Source organism: Botryobacter ruber (genome assembly GCF_003347595.2).
Lineage (GTDB): Bacteria > Bacteroidota > Bacteroidia > Cytophagales > Hymenobacteraceae > Pontibacter > Pontibacter ruber_A.
In genome coordinates, this window is record NZ_QCZK02000058.1 from 21,502 (window position 1) to 42,693 (window position 21,192).

Genomic DNA, 21,192 nt, shown 5'->3' on the forward strand with positions numbered 1-21,192 from the left:
CTGGTTATTATCCAAGAACTTGCGTGAGCTTCTGTTACAAAGCTTTTTCATCAAGGTATTGCCCCTGTAAACAACAGCAGAGGCAATGGTGGCTGCAGCAGCAGAATAAAAACACCTCAAAAAACAAAGAGAGGCTGCCCGAACCGGACAGCCTCCCTGCTATTTAGCTGTTTATAAGATTAAAGCGATACGCCGCGTTTCCACGGAATAAAGTCGTCCTGGTTCAGGAGCTGCGCTTTGGTTTTTCTGTTGCCGCTGGCTACGTCGATGATGTAATCCAGCGTTTCTTCGGCCATTTGCTCGATGGTTTTTGTTCCTTCGATAACCGGACCTGTGTTCACGTCGATGATGTCGGACATGCGCTCAGCCAGTTTGGTGTTGGAAGAAACTTTAACTACCGGAGTAATCGGGTTACCGGTTGGCGTACCTAAACCGGTTGTGAACAGGATAACATTCGCGCCGGAACCAGCCATAGCGGTGGTGCTTTCCACGTCGTTGCCAGGCGTACAAACCAGGTTCAGTCCAGGCTTGGTTACGTAACCGGTGTAATCCAGCACGTCCACTACAGGCGAAGTACCACCTTTCTTGGCAGCACCAGCCGATTTGATAGCATCGGTAATCAGGCCGTCTTTGATGTTACCCGGGCTAGGGTTCATGTCGAAACCGGAACCTACTGCTTCGGCGGCACGTGCGTACGAACGCATCAGGTGCACAAAGCGGTCGGCTGTATCGTTGTCTACGCAACGGTTGATCAGTTCCTGCTCCACACCGCAAAGCTCCGGGAACTCCGACAGGATAGACTTGCCACCCAGGGCTACAATCATATCAGAAACCTGGCCTAAGGTTGGGTTGGCAGAGATACCCGAGAAACCATCGGAACCACCGCACTCCAGGCCAATCACCAGCTTGCTCAGCGGCGCAGGCTGACGCTGTTGCTTGTCGGCTTCGATCAGGCCCAGGAAGGTTTTACGGATAGCCTGCGACAGGAGCTCCTGCTCTGTTCCTTCTTTCTGCTGCTCCAGGATAATGAGCGGCTTGTTGAAGTTCGGGTTCAGGGCTTTGATTTTTTCTTCGAGGATGCTGGTCTGCGCGTTCTGGCAGCCCAGGCTCAGGATAGTGGCACCAGCTACGTTCGGGTTGTGTACATAACCGGCCAGCAGGGCGCACAGCATGTCGGAATCCTGGCGGATACCGCCGCAGCCACCTTCGTGCGTCAGGAATTTAATGCCATCCACATTTTCGAAGATACGCTTGTGACCGTTAGCAGCATTTCGTTGCAGCTCCAGCTCCTCGATCTGCTTGATGTTGCCCGCCTGGTAAAGTTCCACCATCTGGTGCACGTACGACTTGTACATGTCCTGGTTAGCGAAACCAAGCTCTTCCATAAAAGCCTGCTTGATAATGTCCACGTTTCGGTTTTCGCAGAACACCATAGGGATAACCAGCCAGTAGTTGCCGGTACCTACCTGTCCGTCGGCACGGTGGTAGCCCATAAAGGTTTTGTCGGCATACTTAGACACATCCGGCGCATCCCAGCCGGTAGTTTCGGTTTTACCGGAGAACTCGTTTGCTTCGTGCTTCACGTTTTCTACCGAAAGCCATCCGCCTGCAGGAATTGGTTTCATGGCCTTACCTACCAGCGAGCCGTACATGATAATTTTATCACCAGGGGCCAGATCAAACTGGGCAAATTTGTGTTTTGCCTGAATGTTGTCGACCAGGGTAATAACTGAATTTTCGAATTCTACTGTTTCACCAGCGCTAAGGTCTGTCAGCGCTACCAGCACGTTATCCTTAGGATGGATCTTTAAAAATCTGTGTGACATATGGATGAATCGTTAATAAGCGCAATCGATTGCACTTTCCCGCAAATAAGAAAAAGTATTTGCTAAAAAGAAAGTGATTGGTTAAAAATATTTCTAACAGTTTGCTGCAGGATCTTTTTTTGCTGCTTTTTAGGGGAACAACAGAAAAAGACCTTTAGTTTATCCTGCTTAGGTTTTTATCACGGTCGAAAAAGCAAGACGTCTTCCTGCTTTCAGTGGAACCGGTTTTCAAAAATACATATAAAGTTTATATATAAAAACAACTGTTCCAGGTAAATGAGCGACTGTTTTCCTGTAAACCCTTAAAGAAATAAGCCGGAACAGATGTCTCTATCCCGGCTTACTTAATAGCAATAACAAACCAACACAATAATAAAATGGACTACTTAATCTGCTTAATGCATCTAAGGTAGGGAGTCTTTTTGTTAATTACAAACATTTGTAAGTAAATTTGCCCGTGTCGCTTACCGGTGAGTGCCTAGCCTTGCCACAAACAGGGGTGGTGCAGCACCGGGAATTAATTTGCTTAAACCGGATAAACGGAAGCAGGCAATAATCGCTTACATTTGCTTCCAGGATTACCAGGAACAGGAAAGACCTGTTATCTGGCTGTAAAGTACACTTTTTACCAAGCTTATGAAAAATACACTGCTGCTGCAACTGGCGCTCCTGCTGACAGGATCGTTGCTGTTGTGCGCCTGTGCCGATTCGGCTCCCAATGGTTCAACCTTAAACAAGGATCCCCGGATTCTGGTCTTCTCCAAAACTGCCGGCTTCCGGCATACTTCCATTGGGGCAGGTATAGCGGCCATCCGGAAGCTGGGGCAGGAGAACGGGGTACAGGTGACGGCTACAGAGGACGCTGCCTATTTTCAGGCAGACTCATTGAAAAAGTATAAAGCAGTTGTGTTCTTAAGTACGACCAACGATGTGCTGAACAATGAGCAGCAGTCCGCTTTTGAGAACTATATTCGCGCCGGCGGCGGCTTTGCCGGCATCCATGCGGCTTCCGACACAGAGTTCGACTGGCCCTGGTACGGCAAACTGGTAGGCGCCTATTTTGCAAATCATCCTAAAATCCAGCAGGCCTCCATTGTGGTCGTGGATAAAAAACATCTTGCCACCAGCTTTCTTCCGGACAGGTGGGGGCGCACGGACGAGTGGTACAATTTCAAAAACATCAACCCCGACATGCACGTACTTGCCACGCTCGACGAAAGCACCTACAGCGGCGGCACAAACGGCGACAACCATCCCATTGCCTGGTACCACGAGTTTGATGGCGGCAGGGCCTTCTACACCGCCCTGGGGCACACCGAAGAGAGCTACAGCGAACCGCTTTTCCTGAAGCACCTGTGGGGCGGCATTGCCTATGCCATGGGCCGGAAGCGGTGATTTTTGTTTTCTGCTGCCGTCACCACAGCCTCTGCTCCCGGTTTTTTCCGAGGGTAGAATTAGTTTAAGATTGAACAGGTGTAGCAGGAATGGTGACAGCAGCAGAAAAGCTTTTGGCAACAGTTTTAGGCGAATTTCCAGCATGAACTGGCTGCCGGTGAAAATGATAAACTATGCAGATTATTGACCTTTCGGTAACGATACAGGATAAAATGGCCGTGTACCCCGGCGACCCGGAGGTGCGGGTGGAGGTGGTGCAGACGCTTGAGCAGCATACCTGGGAATTGCGGCGGCTGTCGCTAGGCACCCACACCGGCACCCACGTCGACGCCTTTTCGCACATGCACGCCGGTGGAAAGACTATCGACGAGATTCCCTTGCAGCAGTTTTTCGGCAGGGCAATTGTAGCGGATGTGCAGCAGGATTTCCCGGTTGCCACAGGATTGTTCTTTACAGGTGCGGCAGGAGTAGAGTTGCTGGAAAGAATCGTAGCCGCATCTCCTCCGTTTGTGGGCGGTACTTTAACCGTTGAGCTGGAGCGGGCACTGCTGCAGGCGGGCATTGTCACGTACACCGACCTGGTAAACCTGGAGCTGCTCCCCGTGCAGGTGCCTTTTATGTTTTACGGTTTCCCGCTCAAAATCAGGAATGGAGACGGTTCGCCTGTAAGGGCGGTCGCAGTGTTGGCATAAGGCGTGTGTGGGTACACTTGTGTCGGGACATGGATATTTCAGAGATAAAAATTTATTTTATCCTTAAATTTTCTGCTCATAACATTGCATTTGTAAATTTAAATATATACCTTTCAAGTAGTTGCAGGAACAGGAGGATTTTACCGGTTCTGGATAACCAGTGTGCCCGTACAAGATAAGGGAAGCAATAAAAGTGTACTTTCAGGCCTCACAGCCTATGACGTAAGATAAACCAGTAGACCCAAAAGTACTGGTGCCAGCCCGAAAACTGGCAAGATCAGGAGAGCCGGTAGAAAACCGGCTCTTTTGGTGTAAAGCCCCTTATTATCTTTTCCGAAAACCTTTTGCTGCTGTTAACCCTTTCAGGCTGCTTATTTCTGCCTGCGTCAGTTCCCGGTATTCGCCGGGCTGCAAGCCCTGCAGCGTGAGCGGGCCTATGGCAGGCCGGATGAGGCGCAGGGTCGGGAACCCAACGGCAGCTGTCATGCGGCGCACCTGGCGGTTCATGCCCTGCGATATCTTTATTTCGAGCCAGCTGGTCGGGATGTTTTTCCGGAAACGGATGGGTTTGGAGCGCTCCCACACCGGCGGTTCCTGCGCCAGAACACGTGCTTTGGCGGGAGCAGTTCTAACATTTTTGATGTACACGCCCCGCCGCAATTCTTCCAGCGCTTCTTCCGTCGGCTCCCCGTCTACCTGCACCCAGTACGTCTTCTCGATCTTGAATTTCGGATCGGAGAGGCGGTGCTGCAGGGCTTTGTCGTCGGTCAGCAACACCAGGCCTTCGCTGTCGTAGTCGAGGCGGCCGACGGGGTAGATGTCCGGAATGGGCACAAAGTCTTTTAAAGTGGCGCGGCCTGCCTCGTCGGTAAACTGGGTGAGCACTTCGTAGGGTTTGTTCAGGATGATGTATTTCAAGCGATGTCAGCAATTCAGGGGGTAACACAAAGAGATCAAACAACTCCAAACATAAAAAAATGCTGCGTACTTTCTGCATTTCACCAACTGTCAAATTAATTTAGAATTAATCTTAATAAATCTTGCCTTGAAAAGATTGGGTGGTTACTTTTGCTGCCACAAACACAATGTAGAACTATTCTAAATTATATGGTCTCCAGAACTTTACTCTCGCTGCTGCTGGTTTTCCTGCACTTCAGTTTAATGGCGCAGCAGCAACTGCGCACAGTATCCGGTGTTGTGCTTAACGAAAAAGGCGAACCCGTGGAAATGATTTCGGTTGCCCTGGAAGGGACGGTGCTCGGCACCAACACCGGCACCGATGGTAAGTTCCAGATTTCCGGCATCAGGCCGGGCGTTTATACCTTACGGGTAGGGGGAGTAGGGTATGGAACACTTCGTGAAAGAATTGATCTTACCAGGAGCAGTACCACCCTGAACTTGCAGGTAAACCAGAACCAGAATGCGTTGCAGGAAGTAATTGTTTCGGCAAGCCGCTCCGTGGAAGCACTCGACGAGACACCTGCCTCTGTGCATGTGCTGGACGCCCGCACCCTGCAGTTGCAATCCAGGGTATCGACCAACATCTCCAATATACTGGCCGCCACTGTTCCCGGGCTGGGGCTTAACAGCAACAGCACCAGCAACGTAGGCCAGACCCTGCGCGGGCGCAATGTGCTGATTATGGTAGACGGTATTCCGCAGTCTACCCCACTGCGTAACGGAAGCCGTGATGTGCGTACCATCGATCCGGAGGCAATTGAGCGTGTAGAGATCGTGAAAGGGGCTACAGCCGTTTATGGCAACGGTGCCGATGGCGGTCTGATTAACTATATAACCAAGCAACCTGCTACGGGCAAACCTTTCAGCGCCACCACTTCCGTATACGGCACAGGCATGCCGTTCCATGCAGACGAAACGCTGGGCGGCCGTATAACGCAGCAGTTTATGGGAAAAGTAAAAAAGCTTGATTATGTAGTGACGGGAGCGTTTGAAAAAACGGGAGTATTGAAAGACGGCGAGGGCGAAGTTATTGCTCCTACCTATGGCCTGGGCGAAACCAAATCCTACAATGGTTTTGCCAAAGTTGGCTATAACATCAGTTCAAACCACCGTGTGGAAGGCATGTACAACTACTTCGGCAGCCGCCAGAATTCATCGTATGTAGAGCAGACAGGCAAGTATGCCGAAACGCCGTCTGTTGGTGTGAAAGGCGACCACCTGGGCATCGACGAAGGCACCCGCTACAACCACAACGCCCAACTGCGCTATACCGGCAAAAGCCTTTTCCTGAACACAAACCTGGACCTGAGTGCCTATATGCAGAGCTTCTCCACCGTTTATGGCTGGAGCACCTCCTTCCAGAACGGCGGACAGTCTACCATCCTGTCGAACAAAAAAGGATTGAGAGTAAACCTGAACACGCCATTTGAGCTGGGACAGGGGGTACAGGGTTCCGTTACCTACGGCGCCGATTACATGAACGATGTAACGTCGCAGCCGCTGGTGGATGGCCGCACCTGGGTACCCGAAATGAACATGAAAAACCTGGCGCCCTACGCACAGTTACAGGTTAACTTCTTGAAGGACTTTAACTTTAAAGCAGGTTACCGCTACGATAACGTGGGCATCAGCGTTCCTGACTTTCAGCAGTTAGTAACGAGCACAGGTGCCGGCGGCAACTCTGTGCAGGGAGGCGAACTTGATTTTGATGCTCACACCTTCAACATCGGCTTGCGCTACACCGCTGTTGAAGTATTCAAGCCGTTTGTCAGCTACTCGCAGGGCTTCTCGATAATAGATGTAGGCCGTTATGTACGAAGCGCGAAAGAAAATGAGTTGTCCAAGATGGCCATTGAGCCGGTTATTGTCAACAATTACGAAGCAGGCTTCCACAGCCGGTTTGGGATACTTGCCCTCAGCGGCGCTTACTTTATCAGTACCTCTAAACTGGGAGCGAACCTGAAAGCCAATGAACTTGGGGTGTACTCTATTGAGCGGGCTCCTGAACATGTAGCAGGTTTCGAAGCGGTAGCCGACCTTTTTATCTCCGACAGGATAACAATCGGGGCCAGCGGTGCTTACAGCGAAGGCAAAGTGGACCTGGATAACAACGAATCGTTTAACGATGAAGCCGACAGGTACCTGAACGGCACCCGCATCCCACCTGTTAAAGTAACCGGCTACATCAACCTAAAGCCAATTGACAAGCTGAGCCTGAACCTGCTGGGTATTTACTCCGGCGAAAGAGCCCACTTCGAGCGTAACTCCAAGGGCGGGTACAACTCCGGTGAAGGTCCGGTAGAATCTTTTTATGTGGTAAACCTGAGCAGCTCTTATAAAGTAACTGAAAAGCTGCAGCTGAGCCTGGGTATCGAGAACCTGCTGGACCAGGCGTATTACCTGCCGCAGGCTTACTGGTACGGCCGCGACGATTACTTCACGCGGGCCAATGGCGCCAGGTTCCAGCTGGGCGCATCTTATAATTGGTAACTCCTTGAAAAAGAAACTGCATAAATCGTTTTCGATTCACCACTGGTGCGGGCTGATAGCCGGGATGTTTATCCTGGTTATCAGCCTTTCCGGTTCTATACTGGTGTTTGATGATGATATAGACGAGGCGCAGTTTGCCCGCCACCGCACCCTCGCGGCACCGGCAAAGGCCCTGCACATCGATAAGTCCTTTGAGCGGGTACGGCAGGAAAACCCGGGCTGGGAGATCAGGATTACGGCTTTACCGGGGGCGCCAACCGATGCGCTGCACTACGAGCTGCGCCAGGGGCAGCTGCGCAAATGGATTTTTGTGCATCCCGAAACTGGCGCTGAGCTGGCAACAGTAAATCAGGCTGATAAGCGTTTTTCGTATGTACTCCTGAACCTGCACTACAACCTGCTGGCGGGTACGGCAGGCAAAATCGTGGTACTGCTTACAGGGATAGCCCTGTTGCTGCTGACCATCACCGGCTTTATCCTTTACCGGAGATCCATCTTTAAGGTGCTGACCTTCCGGCAAAAGATTTCCCGGAAAAGCCGTCGTGCCACCTATTCCAGCCTGCACCGGGTGGTGGGGGTGTGGGCGCTGGTATTTAACCTGTTTGTCTGCGTTACGGGGCTGTCGCTGGCTATTACGATCGTGAACAATGCCTTTAAGGGAGGCAGCATAACCATTGCCACACCTGCTATGCCAGCTTCTGTTGATGCTGCTATTGCCCAGGTAAGGGCCGCTTATCCTGCCTTTGAAGTCACCTACCTGCGTTTTCCTAAAACCGAAGACGGTACGCTGCAGCTGCTCGGCCGCCACCATTCCGATCCCGCTTACTACGGCACCTTGTACAGCAATGTGCAGGTGAACTACACCACCGGTGCCATCGAAAAAGTGGATTTTCTGAAAGACCGTTCCTGGCCGGACCGCCTCCTGACTATCCTTCATCCGCTGCACTTCGGCGATTTTGCCGGGCTGCTGGTAAAACTGATCTACTGTATCGGCGGTTTGCTGCCCGGTATCCTCTCTGTTTCCGGCTTCGTGATCTGGTATTACCGCCAACAACCATCCCAACAAAAACAGCGTCCGCAGACGGTTTCGCGTGCAGCCTGAGCTGAATTTTTAGTTTGCTGCTCCTGCCACCATTCCTTCTGCTGCTCATAAAACTTTGCTGCAGCTGCCACCACAGCCGCTGCACCTCCTTGTCATAGATAAATTCGGGCTAATGCAGGAGCAGCGGGTGTGGTGGCTGCGGCAGCTAACACCAAATAGTAAAAAGGATTTTCCATTACGATTCTGCTTTTTGCAGATGTTTCTGCAGCTAGCCCACAACATCCCTCCGGGATGACAGGAGGGAGAAATATTTATTTTGAAGCGGATAATACCAGATAGTATTTACTCAGTTCGACAATACTATTCCACCTTTGTCATTCCCGTAGGGGATCTTGTGAGCTTTAAATAGGGTCCCTACCCCAAACTGCAGTCAAGCTAACTACTGGAGGTCATGTAATGGGAAGTACTTTATGAGATTTGGTATTAGCCAACAGGCAACGTTCCATAAGACAAAAGCGCTGCCTGTTGTTAACGTGTAACAGCAAGCAGCGCTTTTGCGACTTTAGTATAGCTTTTCAGAAGGATTTATTCCGCACTGAAATCCTTGAAGGTTTTGGAGACGTTTTCATGGGTTGGCTTGGTGTCGTTCTGCCAGCCGGCGTCCAGTTCCAGCGCTACCAGGCCTTTCAGGTTCATGATGGCCACAAACTCATCCACATCCTGGTGAAACTTCGGGTTGTTGCGCCGCGACGATTTAAGTGCGTATTTCCGGGCCAGGATATCGCCTTTGGTCTGCAGCTCGTTTCGTTTTTCCATGATGTAGTTCAGGCGGTCTACCAGGTCTTTGGTGGAGCGGCCAATTACCTCCGTCGCCTCCAGCGTACCAATCGTGGTTACCATGGTACCGCCCACGATCGAAATCTTTTTAGAGGTAGCAGGTGTTTCTACAACCACAGGCGCCATACCGGTTACAGCTCCCAGCGAGGCATTAGTCAGCGATCGGCCTTTCTTGCCTTTGCGGGCGCGGTTGTATTTCTTTTTCAGGTCTTTCTCGGCGTCTTTCAACTGCTCCATCAGGTCCCAGGCCCGTACCAGCGCAGAGCGGTATTCCCCGTAAAGCTTCTTGTCTATTTCAGCTTCGTTTACCGCGTTCAGGATGGTGAACGAAATTTTACGTTCGTCCCGCTTGTTCGACTTATCCAGCACATAAAAGGTAATGTCGAAAGATTCCGACTCCTTCGGGTCTTTTACAAAGTCGTAACCTGGCTTCCAGATAAATTCATATTGCGACGGCGTGTTTTTAACAAGCGCTTTGGCGGGTACGTCCGGGTTTTCCGAAATAAAGCTGAACGAGGCGATATCACTTTCCCCGTTCTCGTCGGTGAGCTGAAACACCAGGTTAACAGTGGCGTCTTCTTTTATCTTCACTTCAGACTGCGAAGGAAACATCTGTATGCTTGGGGGCAGGTCCTGCTGTGTCACTTCAATTTTAAAGCTGCCTTGTGTGCGGGCTTTGGCAGGCTGATCCTCCACATAAAATTCCAGCACAATCGGGCGCTTCTGCAAATCCCGGAATTGTGACGTAGAGGGTTTCCAGGTAAATTCTCCCTGGGCCGAAAGTTTCGCGCCCTGCGGCATTGCGTTTGGTATCGGTACAAACACAATAGGGTCACCGTCTTCGTCTTTTACTGCCGACGATTCGATGGTATAGGTGTTTTGCGTGTTAAAGCGAACATAAAACGGCTTCAGCTCGCCAATTTCGGGTGGACGGTTAACATGCTCTACTTTGAAATTGACTACCTGGTTTACGCTCTCGTCTTTATCGTTTTTTGCTTCAAACAGAAGCTGTACGTTGCGGCTGCCACTCAGGCGGTCTACAAAATCATAACTTGGGGTCCAGGAAAAGTGGCCAAGCGAATCGAACACAATCCCTTCCACTCTTCCCTGGTTTATAGAGAAGGTAACTCTTTTGCTGGTTCCACCGGTAACTTTTACATCAAACTCCAGCTTTTTTCCCTCCTTCACTACATTCCAGCCCGGTTGCTCCGGGAAAACAAGTTTAAAGGGGGCATCGGCCGTTGTTTGAGCCGGTACAGGTACCGGTACCGGGGCTTCTGAAGGAGTATCCTGAGCAGCTATTGTGGTTGTTATTAAAAGAAAGGCAGAAAAAAGAAACAGACTCTTTTTCATAAAAGGCTTTGACGTAAGATTCGGGCTTTAAATCGGCGATAAAGTTAGTAAATGTGGTTGTACCTAAAAAACGAAGCGGTTATATATAAATTATAATTTCAGTAAAAAGTTCAAAAAATAACTCCAACACAATGGTACTCGAACGTTTAAGCTCTCAAATAGTTTTTACCAGTGGTGCCTGACTACCCGCCGCGAGCAGAGCAGCAGAGGCTATAGTGGCAGGAGCAGTGCCTTTTTTGCAGTATAATCAGGCCATTTTTAAGCAGAAACAGCACAAAGGCAACGTAAGGGGCGGGAGCAGGATAGGGGAGGGGAGGGGAGGGGGAGCTGCTTTCTGCCTGGCGCCAGGCAGAAAGCAGGTGTACTGTCTATAAATGAGGTACTGGTACAGCGTGTGCAGAATAAACGATTACGGGAAACAGGGTGGGGTTAAACAACTGCTCTCGAAGACGATTTCCTGAAAAACGGGATCGGCTCCAGCTCTACCTTGGTCGCCGGGAAGTTGGCGGCATCGTCCTGCTGAATGATGTGATGAATCAGTTTGAAAGCTTCCTGGCCCATTATCACCGTCTGCTGATCGATAGAAGAAAGGGCAGGCGACGTGTGTTCGCCAAACAGGTCGTTGCAGAAACCGATAATGCCGAACGCTTCCGGTATTTGCAGGCCCCTTTGTTTTAATTCCTTTAAGGCACCCAGGGCAGCAAAATCTTCAACGGCAAAAATGGCATCCGGTGGAGCGGGTAAGTTAAGCAGATAGTCAACACCGGCTTTTCCTTCTTCCAGCGAGATATCGCCGGCATATACCAGCAAGGGGTCGAACTTGATATGATGAGCCTGCAGCGCCCGCATGTAGCCCTTTAACCGGTCGTTGAACGCTTTGATGTGTTGCGGGCCGGCAATATGGGCAATCCGCTTAAAGCCTTGTTTAATAAGGTGTTCGGTTGCCAGGTAGGCGCCTTTAAAGTCATTTACGGTTACCGACGAAATGTCCAGGTCGTTGTTTACCCTGTCGAAAAGCACAACAGGAATATCGTGTTCCTTTGCGTTCAGAAAATGAGAGCAGTCAATGGTGTCTTTGGACAGTGAAGCCAGGATGCCATCCACGCGGGCACTGATAAAAGCGTTTATGCCCTTTATTTCGTAATCGTGCTTTTCGTTGGATTGGTAAATAATAACATCGTAACCGTTTTCATTGGCCAGGTTGGTGATGCCATGAATAACCGAACCGAAAAAGGCACGTTCGGCGGTCGGAATCAATACACCAATCACATAGGTTTTACCCGAACGCAACGAAGAAGCTATTTTGTTTCTGTTATAATTGAGCCGGACAGCCGTTTCCTCCACTATTTTCTTCGTCTTCTCGCTGATCTCCGGATGGTTGTTTAACGCGCGGGAAACCGTGGCCGGCGTTAAGTTCAGGTCAAGAGCAATATCCTGCAAAGTAGTTCTGCGCTTCATTATCTGCTATTCGTTTACGTAAACTTACGAAGGTTATTTAGCTTATCTAACCTGCTATGTCATGCCCCCGGCGGCATAGTTTATCATTAATCGAATATTTTTGGATTTTATTAAGGTGTTTTGCAGCTGGAATTAGTTTCAATTTTCTATTATTTCTTCATATATGAATTATTTATTTGTGTATAAAATGAAGTATTGGCAATGAAATATTGATTTTGTTGCTGAATTTATAATTATTGATGGTGTATGGACTGACTTGTGGGGTTGAGGGGGAATAAAAATAAAAAATTCTGAATTTATAATAACGAACATTTGTCTGTAAAAAAAATATATGTTAACTATACCATGTAAACGATTGCGCTCCTGTTGTAAAGCTTTGTTTGTTGTGCGATCGTGATTATAAATTTCTCTTAGTTGACTCTTTAGCTCACAGACTTTATGGAAATTTTAGATCGTATCAATGCTACTTCAGCCACACCGGTTTACCTGCAGGTTGCCGATGCTATTCTATCTGGTATTGAAACCGGCACGCTGAAGCGGGACCGCCAGTTGCCCTCTATTAACGAGTTAAGCGAGAACAATTATTTGTCGCGCGACACCGTGGAGAAAGCCTACCAGGTGCTTCGGAAGCGGGGTGTTATTGTGTCGGTAAAGGCAAAAGGCTGTTACGTAAGCGACACGTTTACTTCCTCTACATACAAAGTACTGCTGCTGCTCAATAAAGTCAGTGCTTATAAGAAAGCGGTATACTACTCCCTGCTGAAAGCATTAGGCGATAATGCGGTGGTTGACCTGCATATTCATCACTTTGATGGTAAGATATGTGAGAGCCTGCTGCAGGAGCATCTTGCAAAGTACCAGTACGTGGCCATCATGCCCCACTTTAATAAGAATATCGAAAGTGCGAAGCAGGCTATCCGGAAAATACCGAAAGAAAAACTGCTGTTGCTTGATAAGAGCCTGGAAGGCTTTGAAGGGAAATGTGCCGCTGTGTACCAGGACTTTGAGCGGGATATCCGGAAAGCGCTGCACTCGGGCAAGGACCTGCTGAGCAAATATGAAAGGCTGACGCTGGTGCACCCGGAACACATTCCGTACCCGATAGAAATCGTGAAAGGCTTCCGTCATTTCTGCTGCGAAAATTCCATCGAGCATTCCGTCACTGGTGCCATCCGCCCGGATATGGATTTTCAGGGTACCGCTTTTGTGGTTCTGGATGAGTCTGACCTGGTGGAACTGATCGAGCTGGGCAGGGCGAAGGGGCTGGTAACAGGTAAAGACTATGGCATTGTTTCGTATAACGATACGCCGCTAAAGGAGGTGCTGGAAAACGGCATTACGGTTATCTCCACAGACCATGAAAAAATGGGTGAAACAGCTGCGCATATGATCAAGAATAAACTCAAAGAGCAGGTTTCAAATCCTTTCACCCTCATCCGCCGGAATTCACTTTAAAGATATTACACCTCCTGAGAATCAGGAGCAGCGGGAATGGTGGCAGGTGCTGCAGTTGAAATATTCTTAATTGAACTGCAGCACCTGCCACCACACCCTCAGTTGCAGCCTTTTTAATAACTCCCGTTATATTTCCGGATAAACCACTCGGCACTGATCAGTGCCAGCACCACAAAAAACAGCCACCGCAGGTCTACCAGGTCCTTTAAAGCTTCGTCGCTTACGATCAGTTCCTTGTGCTGTGCCTGCAGGAGGTCTTCTTCCAGTTGCTCCAGTTGGGCAGGATAGTACAGCCTGGAGCCCGTGTTGCTGCCTAACTGGTAGAGCAGGTTGTGGTCTGCCACCGCATTAAGCGCTTCCAGCTGGAGCTCTTCCACTACAAACTCGCCTTTGTCTTCGTGCAGGTTTCCGCCAAGGCGGGCGCTGGCAACGTAGGTGTAGCGGCCCCCGGAAAGTGCCCCGATGTTTACCCCTGCCTGATTCTCGCTGTTGGTAAACGTAAATGTTTTAGCGGTACCGTCTTCCCCGGTAATCCGTAAGGTGATGTTCTGCCCGTAAACCGGCTCCAGGGCCTGGTTGTAAGTTTCTGCTTCAAAATAAATCTCGTCGGCACTGGAATATTCTTCCCGCAGGGGGTAAACGTTCAGCCTTTTCTTGTTGCGGGGCGCACTCAGGAGCTGGATCAGGTTGGTGATCAGCTTGTCGAAGACGGCAGGCTGCTCGTAGGCTGCCGCTTCCGAAATGCGCCATTGCCAGGTGCCGGAGGCCAGCATGGTAGCGTTGCGCCTGTCGCCGGTGGTTTGTACCGTGAGCAGCGGGCGGGTGGTGCGTACGCGGCCTACCTGCTGGTAAAGTACGGTTTCGGTATTGGGCGAGAGGTTGAATTCTGCAAACGGAACAGTGGCCGGTGGGTACTGCTGCATGCGCTGCCCTGCTTCTTCGGGTAGTTTAAAGGTGCTGAAATTGTTGTTGACCGCACTTGTTACCTCGTCTACATCGCCGGTGCCTCCGATGCTCACACCCACATTCAGGCGGTTGTAGGCGCTGATGTTGCTCTGCGGCCCGATAATGTACAACGCCGGAATCTGTTTCTGGCGCACCAGGTTCAGCGCTGCTTCGCCGCCTGTCACACGGCCCGGTAACTGGTGCAGCACCGCTACATCATACTCCTGCTGCTTCAGGGTGGTCAATCCCGGAATGAAAAGCTCCGTTTCATAGTTCTCATTCGATTCGATGGCGGCCCGAAGCGCCTTGATGTCCGGGTGCGGGGCAGCGGCGGCTACGAGTACTTTGATCTTGCCTTTTACCACATCGATGTAAGCGTGTTTGGTGTTGTTGAGCGTGGTGAATTCACCCTGCAGGGGCAGCACCTCCACTTCGTAATGGCGTTTGCCCAGGCCGCCTGCCATCACCCGGAAAGGCACCAGCTGCACGCTCCGGTTGGGCTGCAGCGTAACCTGGCGGCGCTCCAGCACCTTGCCATTTTCTTTCAGGGCGACGCTGGCAATGGTGCCGCCAAACCCGTCGTGCTGCAGTTCGGCCTCTATCGGGAAGCGGTTGCCGCTGTAGTTTACCTTGTTGTAGCGCAACGACGACAGGATAACATCTTTTTTTGGTACAGTATCGCCGAGGGCAACCGGGTAAATGGTGAAGTTGTAGTTGGCATAGGTAGGGGAGGTGCCCTGGTTCACAATCCCATCCGAAAGCAAAACCACGCCTGCCAGGTTTTGCCGCTCCTGCTCGTTGCGGGTACCGGTGAGTAACTGGTTCAGGTTAGTCGCTTCCTGGTCGAAGCGGATGTTGCTTATATCCTGTACCCGCTCACCCGGGCTCAGTGTCTGTATGGAGGTATTGTAGCCTTCGTCCTGTAGCTTTTCCGCCAGCTGCTGTATTTGCTGCTGTGTTTGCCGGAGCTTTACGGAGTCGGAGAAGAGGGCGATGGAACTGGAATTATCTACAGCAAAAACGATGGTGGGCTTCACCGTGGTATTGGAAATGTAGCGCACCAGTGGCCCCAGCAGCAAAAAGCAGATAAAGCTCACGACTACGAACCGGACAAAGGCCAGCACGCTGTTCAGGCTTTTAGACCAGGGGGTACGTTTGCTGTATAACAGCCAGGCATAAAGCGCCCCTGCTGCCAGACAGGCTAAAATAAGCCAGGGTGAATAGGTGGTAAGGATTCTGAAAGTAGACATCCAGCGTTGTATAAATTAAAAATTATGAACTATAAATATAACCTGCGAAACTTAAAGAATAGTATGCGGCGCCCTTTCTATTTTTAGAACTGCGTATTAGGCTTACTACGTTTAAAATCCACAAACTAATTCATAATTCATAATATTTAATTTATAAAAAGAATCCGGCCGTTCTCTGGTGGTTATTGGTTATGAGTTTTTGGTGACAGATGGGTGAAGTTGGAGCTTCATATCCATTTTAGCTAATTCGATTATTATGCAAAGTACAGCACTTGGTGCATTCTTCTTAGTTCTGTGGGTTGAATGTCTTAGCCATCCAGGTTGCCGGTGATAACACACGGCAACGGCAAAAGCATGTTCTGTAAGCGATAAATCATTACCTCCCCAACTTTCTACCTAACGATTGGGTACCCGTAAAGGGTACCCCTACATGACCTCCCCAATAACCAATAACGAATAACCAATAACGAATAACAAAAATTAGGTCAGCATACCGCCGTCTACCTGCAGCACCTGGCCGGAGATGTACGCGGAGTCGTCGGAGGCCAGGAAGGCGACGCAGTTGGCTACATCTTCGGGCGTACCGCCACGTTTTAGCGGAATAGCCTTGCGCCACTCGTCCACCACTTTCTGATCCAGTTCGCCGGTCATTTCGGTTTCGATAAAGCCCGGGGCCACAGCGTTGCAGCGGATGTTGCGCGAGCCCAGTTCCAGCGCCACCGATTTGGTGAAGCCGATGATACCTGCTTTAGAAGCGGCGTAGTTCGCCTGGCCTGCATTTCCTTTGAGGCCTACCACAGAAGTAATGTTGATGATGGAGCCACTCTTGGCGCGCATCATGGATTTGGTAGCTGCTTTTGTCACGCTGAAAACAGACTTCAGGTTGGTGTTGATCACCGCGTCCCACTGCTCTTCGTTCATGCGCATGAGCAAACCGTCGCGGGTAATGCCGGCATTGTTTACGACAATATCCAGTTTGCCGAATTCTTTTACCACGTCGTCTACCAGCTTCTCTGCCTGTGCATAATCCGATGCGTCGGACCGGAACCCTTTGGCTTTTCCGCCGCCGGCAGACAATTCCTGCTCCAGTTGCTGTCCTTTTTCTACGCTCGAAAGGTAGGTGAATGCTACCTGCGCGCCCAACTCCACAAATTTCTGTGCGATGGCACGGCCTATTCCTTTAGATGCTCCTGTTACCAGAGCTACTTTTCCTTCTAATGTTTTCATAAGGGTCAAAGTTATAAAAGATTTTTATAAACGAAATGCTATATAGGCTGCTTCTGTTGTAAAGTTTAAGCTTCTGACTTTTAGTTTGTTGTGGAACAGATAGTACTTTGGCAGGACAAGAGTTGGCACGACAGGCGAAAAAATAAAACTAACAGGCGTGGGTACAGAAGTATAGTAACGTGTTTAAAATCTGATTATTGAGCTTGTTTTTATTTTTATTTCTATGCGTTAAGTTCTAATTTTGTGCGAATTTTCAACCAAAGCCCACCAGTAATGTTAAAACGGAGTATCAGATTTTCCATCCTGATAGCGATCTCGTTATTTGTATTTTTTACGGCTGCCCAAACCCTGGAACTGAATTTAGCCGGTATTTTAAGCAGCACCAGCAGCAGCGAAAGTAAAGAAACCATCCTTCCCGAAAAGAAAAAAGAACCTGCCCCGGTTGTGTTCGGTATCCCCACCGACTCGCTGGAGATAGTAGAGGGTGTGGTGGCACGTGGTGAAAACCTTTCCGGTATCTTATCCGACTATAACATTTCGGCTGTCACGGTCGGGGAACTGGCCCAAAAAGCCAGAGAGGTGTTTAATGTCCGGAAGATAAACGCCAACCGGAATTACATTATCCTGCACGCGCTGGATTCGGCCCGCACGGCACAGTATTTTATCTACGAGCCCAATAATATAGAATATGTTATTTACGACCTGCGCGGCGATCTGGCCGTTACACGCGTGAAACGGGAGATGGAAGTGGTTGAAAAAGCCATTTCCGGTGAAATCCGTCACTCCCTGTACGACGACCTGCTACAAGCCGGCGGCTCTCCCCAGTTGGTAAACACCTTCGCCGACATCTACGCCTGGCGCCTCGACCTGAACCGCATCCGGAAAGGCGATAAGTTCAAGCTTATTTACGAAGAGAAAATTGTAAATGGCACCACCATTGGTTTCGGTAAAATAAAAGCAGCCTTTTTTGAGCACCGGGGAGAGCCCATGTATGCGATTGCCTTCGACGAGGGAAAAGGCGTAAACTATTTCGACCAGGAGGGCAAAAGCCTGAAGCGGGCCTTTCTGCGGGAGCCGCTGGAATATAGCCGCATCAGCTCCCGCTTCAGCCTGAAACGTTTTCACCCGGTGCAAAAAAGAAACAAACCGCACCTGGGCACCGACTTCGCCGCCCGCAGAGGCACCCCGATCCGTACCGTTGGCGATGGTGTGGTGCTGGAAGCCAGGTACACCAGGGGCAATGGCTATTACGTGAAAGTGCGGCATAACAAAACCTACACCACCCAATACCTGCACATGTCCAAGTTTGCAAAAGGAATCAGGAAAGGCTCGCATGTAAAGCAGGGGCAGACTATCGGGTACGTGGGCAGCACTGGTTTAGCTACCGGACCGCACCTGTGCTACCGCTTCTGGAAAAACGGCCGACAGGTAGATGCCCTGAAAGTAAAGCTACCGGAAGCCGATCCTATCCGGAAAAAGAATATGCCGGAGTTTAACACTGTGAAGGAAGAAATTGTGCGACGTATGGAGGTGCTGGAGCCTGGGCAAGTGGAAGAACAAAAAGATTTAATTGCTTCGGCCAAAGACAATAAAACGCAGGGCGCGTAGTTTATACATTAATTCATTGTTGGTTTATTTGATGAGAAAGGGCAGCCGGTTTTACGGGCTGTCCTTTTTCATTTAACCCAAGCTTTGGAGCAGCAGAGGCTGTGGTGGCGGGTGCAGCAGAACAAAAACGGCAAAATATCCCTGCGCTAATCTTGTGGGGAAAGTATGAAACGGGGGGGCTGGTGCGAGCTTGCAGCTCGTACGCTCATTTCCCAGGAAAATTGTTTCATTCCTGCCTGTAACAGCAGTTCGGGATACATCATGCTCAACATGGGGCAAGTAAGTACGAGCTGTAAGCTCGCACTAGCAAAATAGCCTTTGCTGCAGTAGCTTTTCTTTTTTGCTCCAAAATCAGCCCCTGCGGCATGGAAAACAGTCTGCTGCAGCTGCCACCACAGCCTCTGCAGCTCCTTTTTTTTACTTGCAGTAATTTTTCAGGTAGGTGTCCGCGTCTTTCACGCCGAGTGATTTCGCTTTGGTCCAGTCGGCACAGGCGCCGGCTTTGTCGCCGAGGTTGTATTTGGGGGCGCCGCGGTTGTAGTAGGCTTCGCCGTAGTTTGATTTAAGCAGAATGGCTTTGGTATAATCGGCCACGGCGCCGCTGAAGTCTTTCAGGCCGTAGCGGGCCAGGCCCCTGTTGTTAAAGGCTTTGGCCATTTTGGGATTCAGTTCAACGGCTTTGTTAAAATCCAGGATGGCGCCCCGGTAATCTTTCAGGTTGTATTTGGAAAGGCCGCGGCTGGCCCAGGCTTCGGCGTGTTTAGGGTTGATACTGATGGCTTTGGTGAAATCTTCGATGGCGCCGCGGTAGTTCTGCAGCCGGTCTTTCGCTACGCCGCGGTTGGTGAGCGTTACCACATGTTTTGGCTCGTACTTCAGTACCTGGTCATAATCTTTAACGGCACCGGCAAAATCTGCCGCATAAAATTTTTCGTTTCCGCTTGTAAAGAAGTCCTTTGCGGTATCCTGCGAAAAGGCAGAAAAAGAAATTAAAACCGGAATAAGTAGTAGGAAAAGTTTTTTCATGGGGCGGCTAAAATTGTACTTTCATTAAATAAATAACAGCATATTGCGAGCGTAACAATGCTTCTGGTGCAATTTAGTGTATTATTCTTGCAAATATACAATAAATTATTTCATATCGTTCCATTAGAAAGCAGGTGCTTGTAAGAAGTCTTTCGTTTTGGGAAATTGGGATTATCGTTTAATTTTGCCCATCACTAAATTTACATAGACATTATGGCATCAAAATACGATTTAGTAGTGGTTGGTAGCGGACCCGGTGGGTACGTGGCAGCTATACGCGCCTCGCAACTGGGATTGAAAGTAGCTGTTATCGAGCGCGAGTCGCTGGGAGGCATCTGCTTGAACTGGGGTTGTATCCCGACCAAGGCACTGCTTAAAAGCGCACAGGTTTTCGAATACATCAACCATGCTTCTGACTACGGCATCAACATTGGCGAAGCCTCTGTAGATTTTGGTGCTGTGATCAAACGTAGCCGCGGTGTAGCCGATGGCATGAGCAAAGGTATTCAGTTCCTGTTCCGCAAAAATAAAATCGATGCGATTTTCGGTACAGGTAAACTGGTTGCTAAAGGTAAAGTTGAAGTGACGGATGCCGACGGTAAAAAACAAACCGTAGAGGCGACCAACATCATCCTGGCGACAGGCGCCCGTTCGCGCGAGCTGCCTAACCTGCCCATCGACGGTAAAAAAATTATCGGCTACCGCCAGGCCATGTCGCTTGAGCAACAGCCTAAATCCATGATTGTGGTTGGCTCCGGCGCCATTGGGGTAGAGTTTGCCTATTTCTACAACAGCATTGGCACAAAAGTAACCGTGGTAGAGTTCCTGCCGAACATCGTGCCGGTAGAGGACGAAGAAGTATCGAAGCAACTGGAGCGTTCGTTCAAGAAAATCGGTATCGAGGTAATGACCAACGCCAGTGTGGAGTCGGTAGATACCAGCGGCGACGTTTGCAAAGCCAAAGTGAAAACAGCCAAAGGCGAAGTAACCCTGGAAGCAGATATCGTACTTTCTGCGGTTGGTATCCAGACGAACCTGGAGAACCTGGGGCTGGAAGAACTGGGCATCAAAACCGACCGTGGCCGTGTGCTGGTAGATGATTATTATAAAACAAACGTGGACGGCATTTTTGCCATTGGCGATATTGTGCCTGGCCCTGCTTTGGCGCACGTAGCCTCTGCTGAAGGTATTATCTGCGTGGAGAAAATTGCCGGTCACCATCCGGAGCCGCTGAACTACAACAACATACCAGGCTGTACCTACTGCTCACCGGAAGTAGCCTCTGTAGGCTTAACTGAAAAAGCAGCCCGCGAGAAAGGTCTGGACATTAAAGTAGGTAAGTTTCCGTTCTCCGCTTCGGGCAAGGCAAGTGCTGCCGGTGCAAAAGACGGTTTTGTTAAAGTGATCTTCGATGCCAAGTACGGCGAATTCCTGGGCGCACACATGATCGGGTACAACGTAACTGAGATGATTGCCGAGGTAGTCGTTGCCCGTAAACTGGAAACTACCGGGCACGAGATCATCAAAGCGGTTCACCCGCACCCAACCATGAGCGAAGCCGTGATGGAAGCCGCTGCGGCAGCGTACGACGAAGTAATTCACTTGTAATTTTACAAAAGCAATACAGG

General features: G+C 49.9%; 14 protein-coding genes. 7 read left to right on the plus strand and 7 right to left on the minus strand.

Features of this window, described 5'->3' with window-relative positions:
- Nucleotides 1-179: 179 nt before the first annotated feature.
- Nucleotides 180-1,826, minus strand: a complete 1,647-nt coding sequence (locus DCW36_RS20280) for a UxaA family hydrolase (protein WP_114782630.1) — start codon at nt 1,824-1,826, stop codon at nt 180-182.
- A 636-nt stretch (nt 1,827-2,462) separates the two neighbouring features.
- Here DCW36_RS20280 and DCW36_RS20285 point away from each other — a divergent pair.
- Both DCW36_RS20285 and DCW36_RS20290 read left to right on the plus strand, forming a co-directional pair.
- Nucleotides 2,463-3,221, plus strand: coding sequence for a ThuA domain-containing protein (locus DCW36_RS20285; RefSeq protein ID WP_114782631.1), 759 nt, complete (start codon nt 2,463-2,465; stop codon nt 3,219-3,221).
- 173 nt (nt 3,222-3,394) lie between these two features.
- Nucleotides 3,395-3,913 (plus strand): cyclase family protein, encoded by a 519-nt coding sequence (locus tag DCW36_RS20290; RefSeq protein ID WP_114782632.1) that lies wholly within the window; start codon nt 3,395-3,397, stop codon nt 3,911-3,913.
- 324 nt (nt 3,914-4,237) lie between these two features.
- On the opposite strand, the gene DCW36_RS20295 is transcribed toward DCW36_RS20290, so the two are convergent.
- A complete protein-coding gene (locus DCW36_RS20295; RefSeq protein ID WP_114782633.1) occupies nt 4,238-4,831 on the minus strand; it encodes a pseudouridine synthase in 594 nt (197 codons plus the stop codon).
- A 189-nt stretch (nt 4,832-5,020) separates the two neighbouring features.
- On the opposite strand from DCW36_RS20295, the gene DCW36_RS20300 reads away from it, so the two are divergent.
- Both DCW36_RS20300 and DCW36_RS20305 read left to right on the plus strand, forming a co-directional pair.
- A complete protein-coding gene (locus DCW36_RS20300; protein WP_114782634.1) occupies nt 5,021-7,363 on the plus strand; it encodes a TonB-dependent receptor in 2,343 nt (780 codons plus the stop codon).
- Nucleotides 7,364-7,367: 4 nt separating this feature from the next.
- The gene (locus tag DCW36_RS20305) at nt 7,368-8,465 is read left to right on the plus strand and encodes a PepSY-associated TM helix domain-containing protein (protein WP_164891202.1); all 1,098 of its coding nucleotides are present in this window, start codon (nt 7,368-7,370) and stop codon (nt 8,463-8,465) included.
- Between the two features lie 525 nt (nt 8,466-8,990).
- Here the strand turns inward: DCW36_RS20305 and DCW36_RS20310 are convergent.
- Nucleotides 8,991-10,595 carry a hypothetical protein gene (locus tag DCW36_RS20310; RefSeq protein ID WP_114782637.1) on the minus strand — a complete coding sequence of 535 codons (1,605 nt, stop codon included), beginning with the start codon at nt 10,593-10,595 and terminating at the stop codon, nt 8,991-8,993.
- A gap of 429 nt (nt 10,596-11,024) precedes the next feature.
- A complete protein-coding gene (locus DCW36_RS20315; RefSeq protein WP_114782638.1) occupies nt 11,025-12,053 on the minus strand; it encodes a LacI family DNA-binding transcriptional regulator in 1,029 nt (342 codons plus the stop codon).
- Between the two features lie 438 nt (nt 12,054-12,491).
- On the opposite strand from DCW36_RS20315, the gene DCW36_RS20320 reads away from it, so the two are divergent.
- Entirely contained in the window at nt 12,492-13,508 is a 1,017-nt protein-coding gene (locus DCW36_RS20320; protein ID WP_114782639.1) for a GntR family transcriptional regulator, read from the plus strand.
- Nucleotides 13,509-13,621: 113 nt separating this feature from the next.
- Here the strand turns inward: DCW36_RS20320 and DCW36_RS20325 are convergent, their stop codons facing one another.
- Together DCW36_RS20325 and fabG are read right to left on the minus strand one after the other, a co-directional pair.
- Entirely contained in the window at nt 13,622-15,703 is a 2,082-nt protein-coding gene (locus tag DCW36_RS20325; protein ID WP_114782640.1) for a vWA domain-containing protein, read from the minus strand.
- Nucleotides 15,704-16,183: 480 nt separating this feature from the next.
- Nucleotides 16,184-16,930 (minus strand): 3-oxoacyl-[acyl-carrier-protein] reductase, encoded by a 747-nt coding sequence (gene fabG / locus DCW36_RS20330; RefSeq protein ID WP_114782641.1) that lies wholly within the window; start codon nt 16,928-16,930, stop codon nt 16,184-16,186.
- A gap of 273 nt (nt 16,931-17,203) precedes the next feature.
- Here fabG and DCW36_RS20335 point away from each other — a divergent pair, with 273 nt between their 5' ends.
- Nucleotides 17,204-18,538, plus strand: coding sequence for a peptidoglycan DD-metalloendopeptidase family protein (locus DCW36_RS20335; RefSeq protein ID WP_114782642.1), 1,335 nt, complete (start codon nt 17,204-17,206; stop codon nt 18,536-18,538).
- Between the two features lie 417 nt (nt 18,539-18,955).
- On the opposite strand, the gene DCW36_RS20340 is transcribed toward DCW36_RS20335, so the two are convergent.
- Complete coding sequence (locus tag DCW36_RS20340) at nt 18,956-19,564, minus strand: tetratricopeptide repeat protein (RefSeq protein WP_114782643.1); 609 nt, start codon at nt 19,562-19,564, stop codon at nt 18,956-18,958.
- 213 nt (nt 19,565-19,777) lie between these two features.
- On the opposite strand from DCW36_RS20340, the gene lpdA reads away from it, so the two are divergent.
- The gene (lpdA, locus tag DCW36_RS20345) at nt 19,778-21,172 is read left to right on the plus strand and encodes a dihydrolipoyl dehydrogenase (protein WP_114782644.1); all 1,395 of its coding nucleotides are present in this window, start codon (nt 19,778-19,780) and stop codon (nt 21,170-21,172) included.
- Nucleotides 21,173-21,192 lie beyond the last annotated feature (20 nt).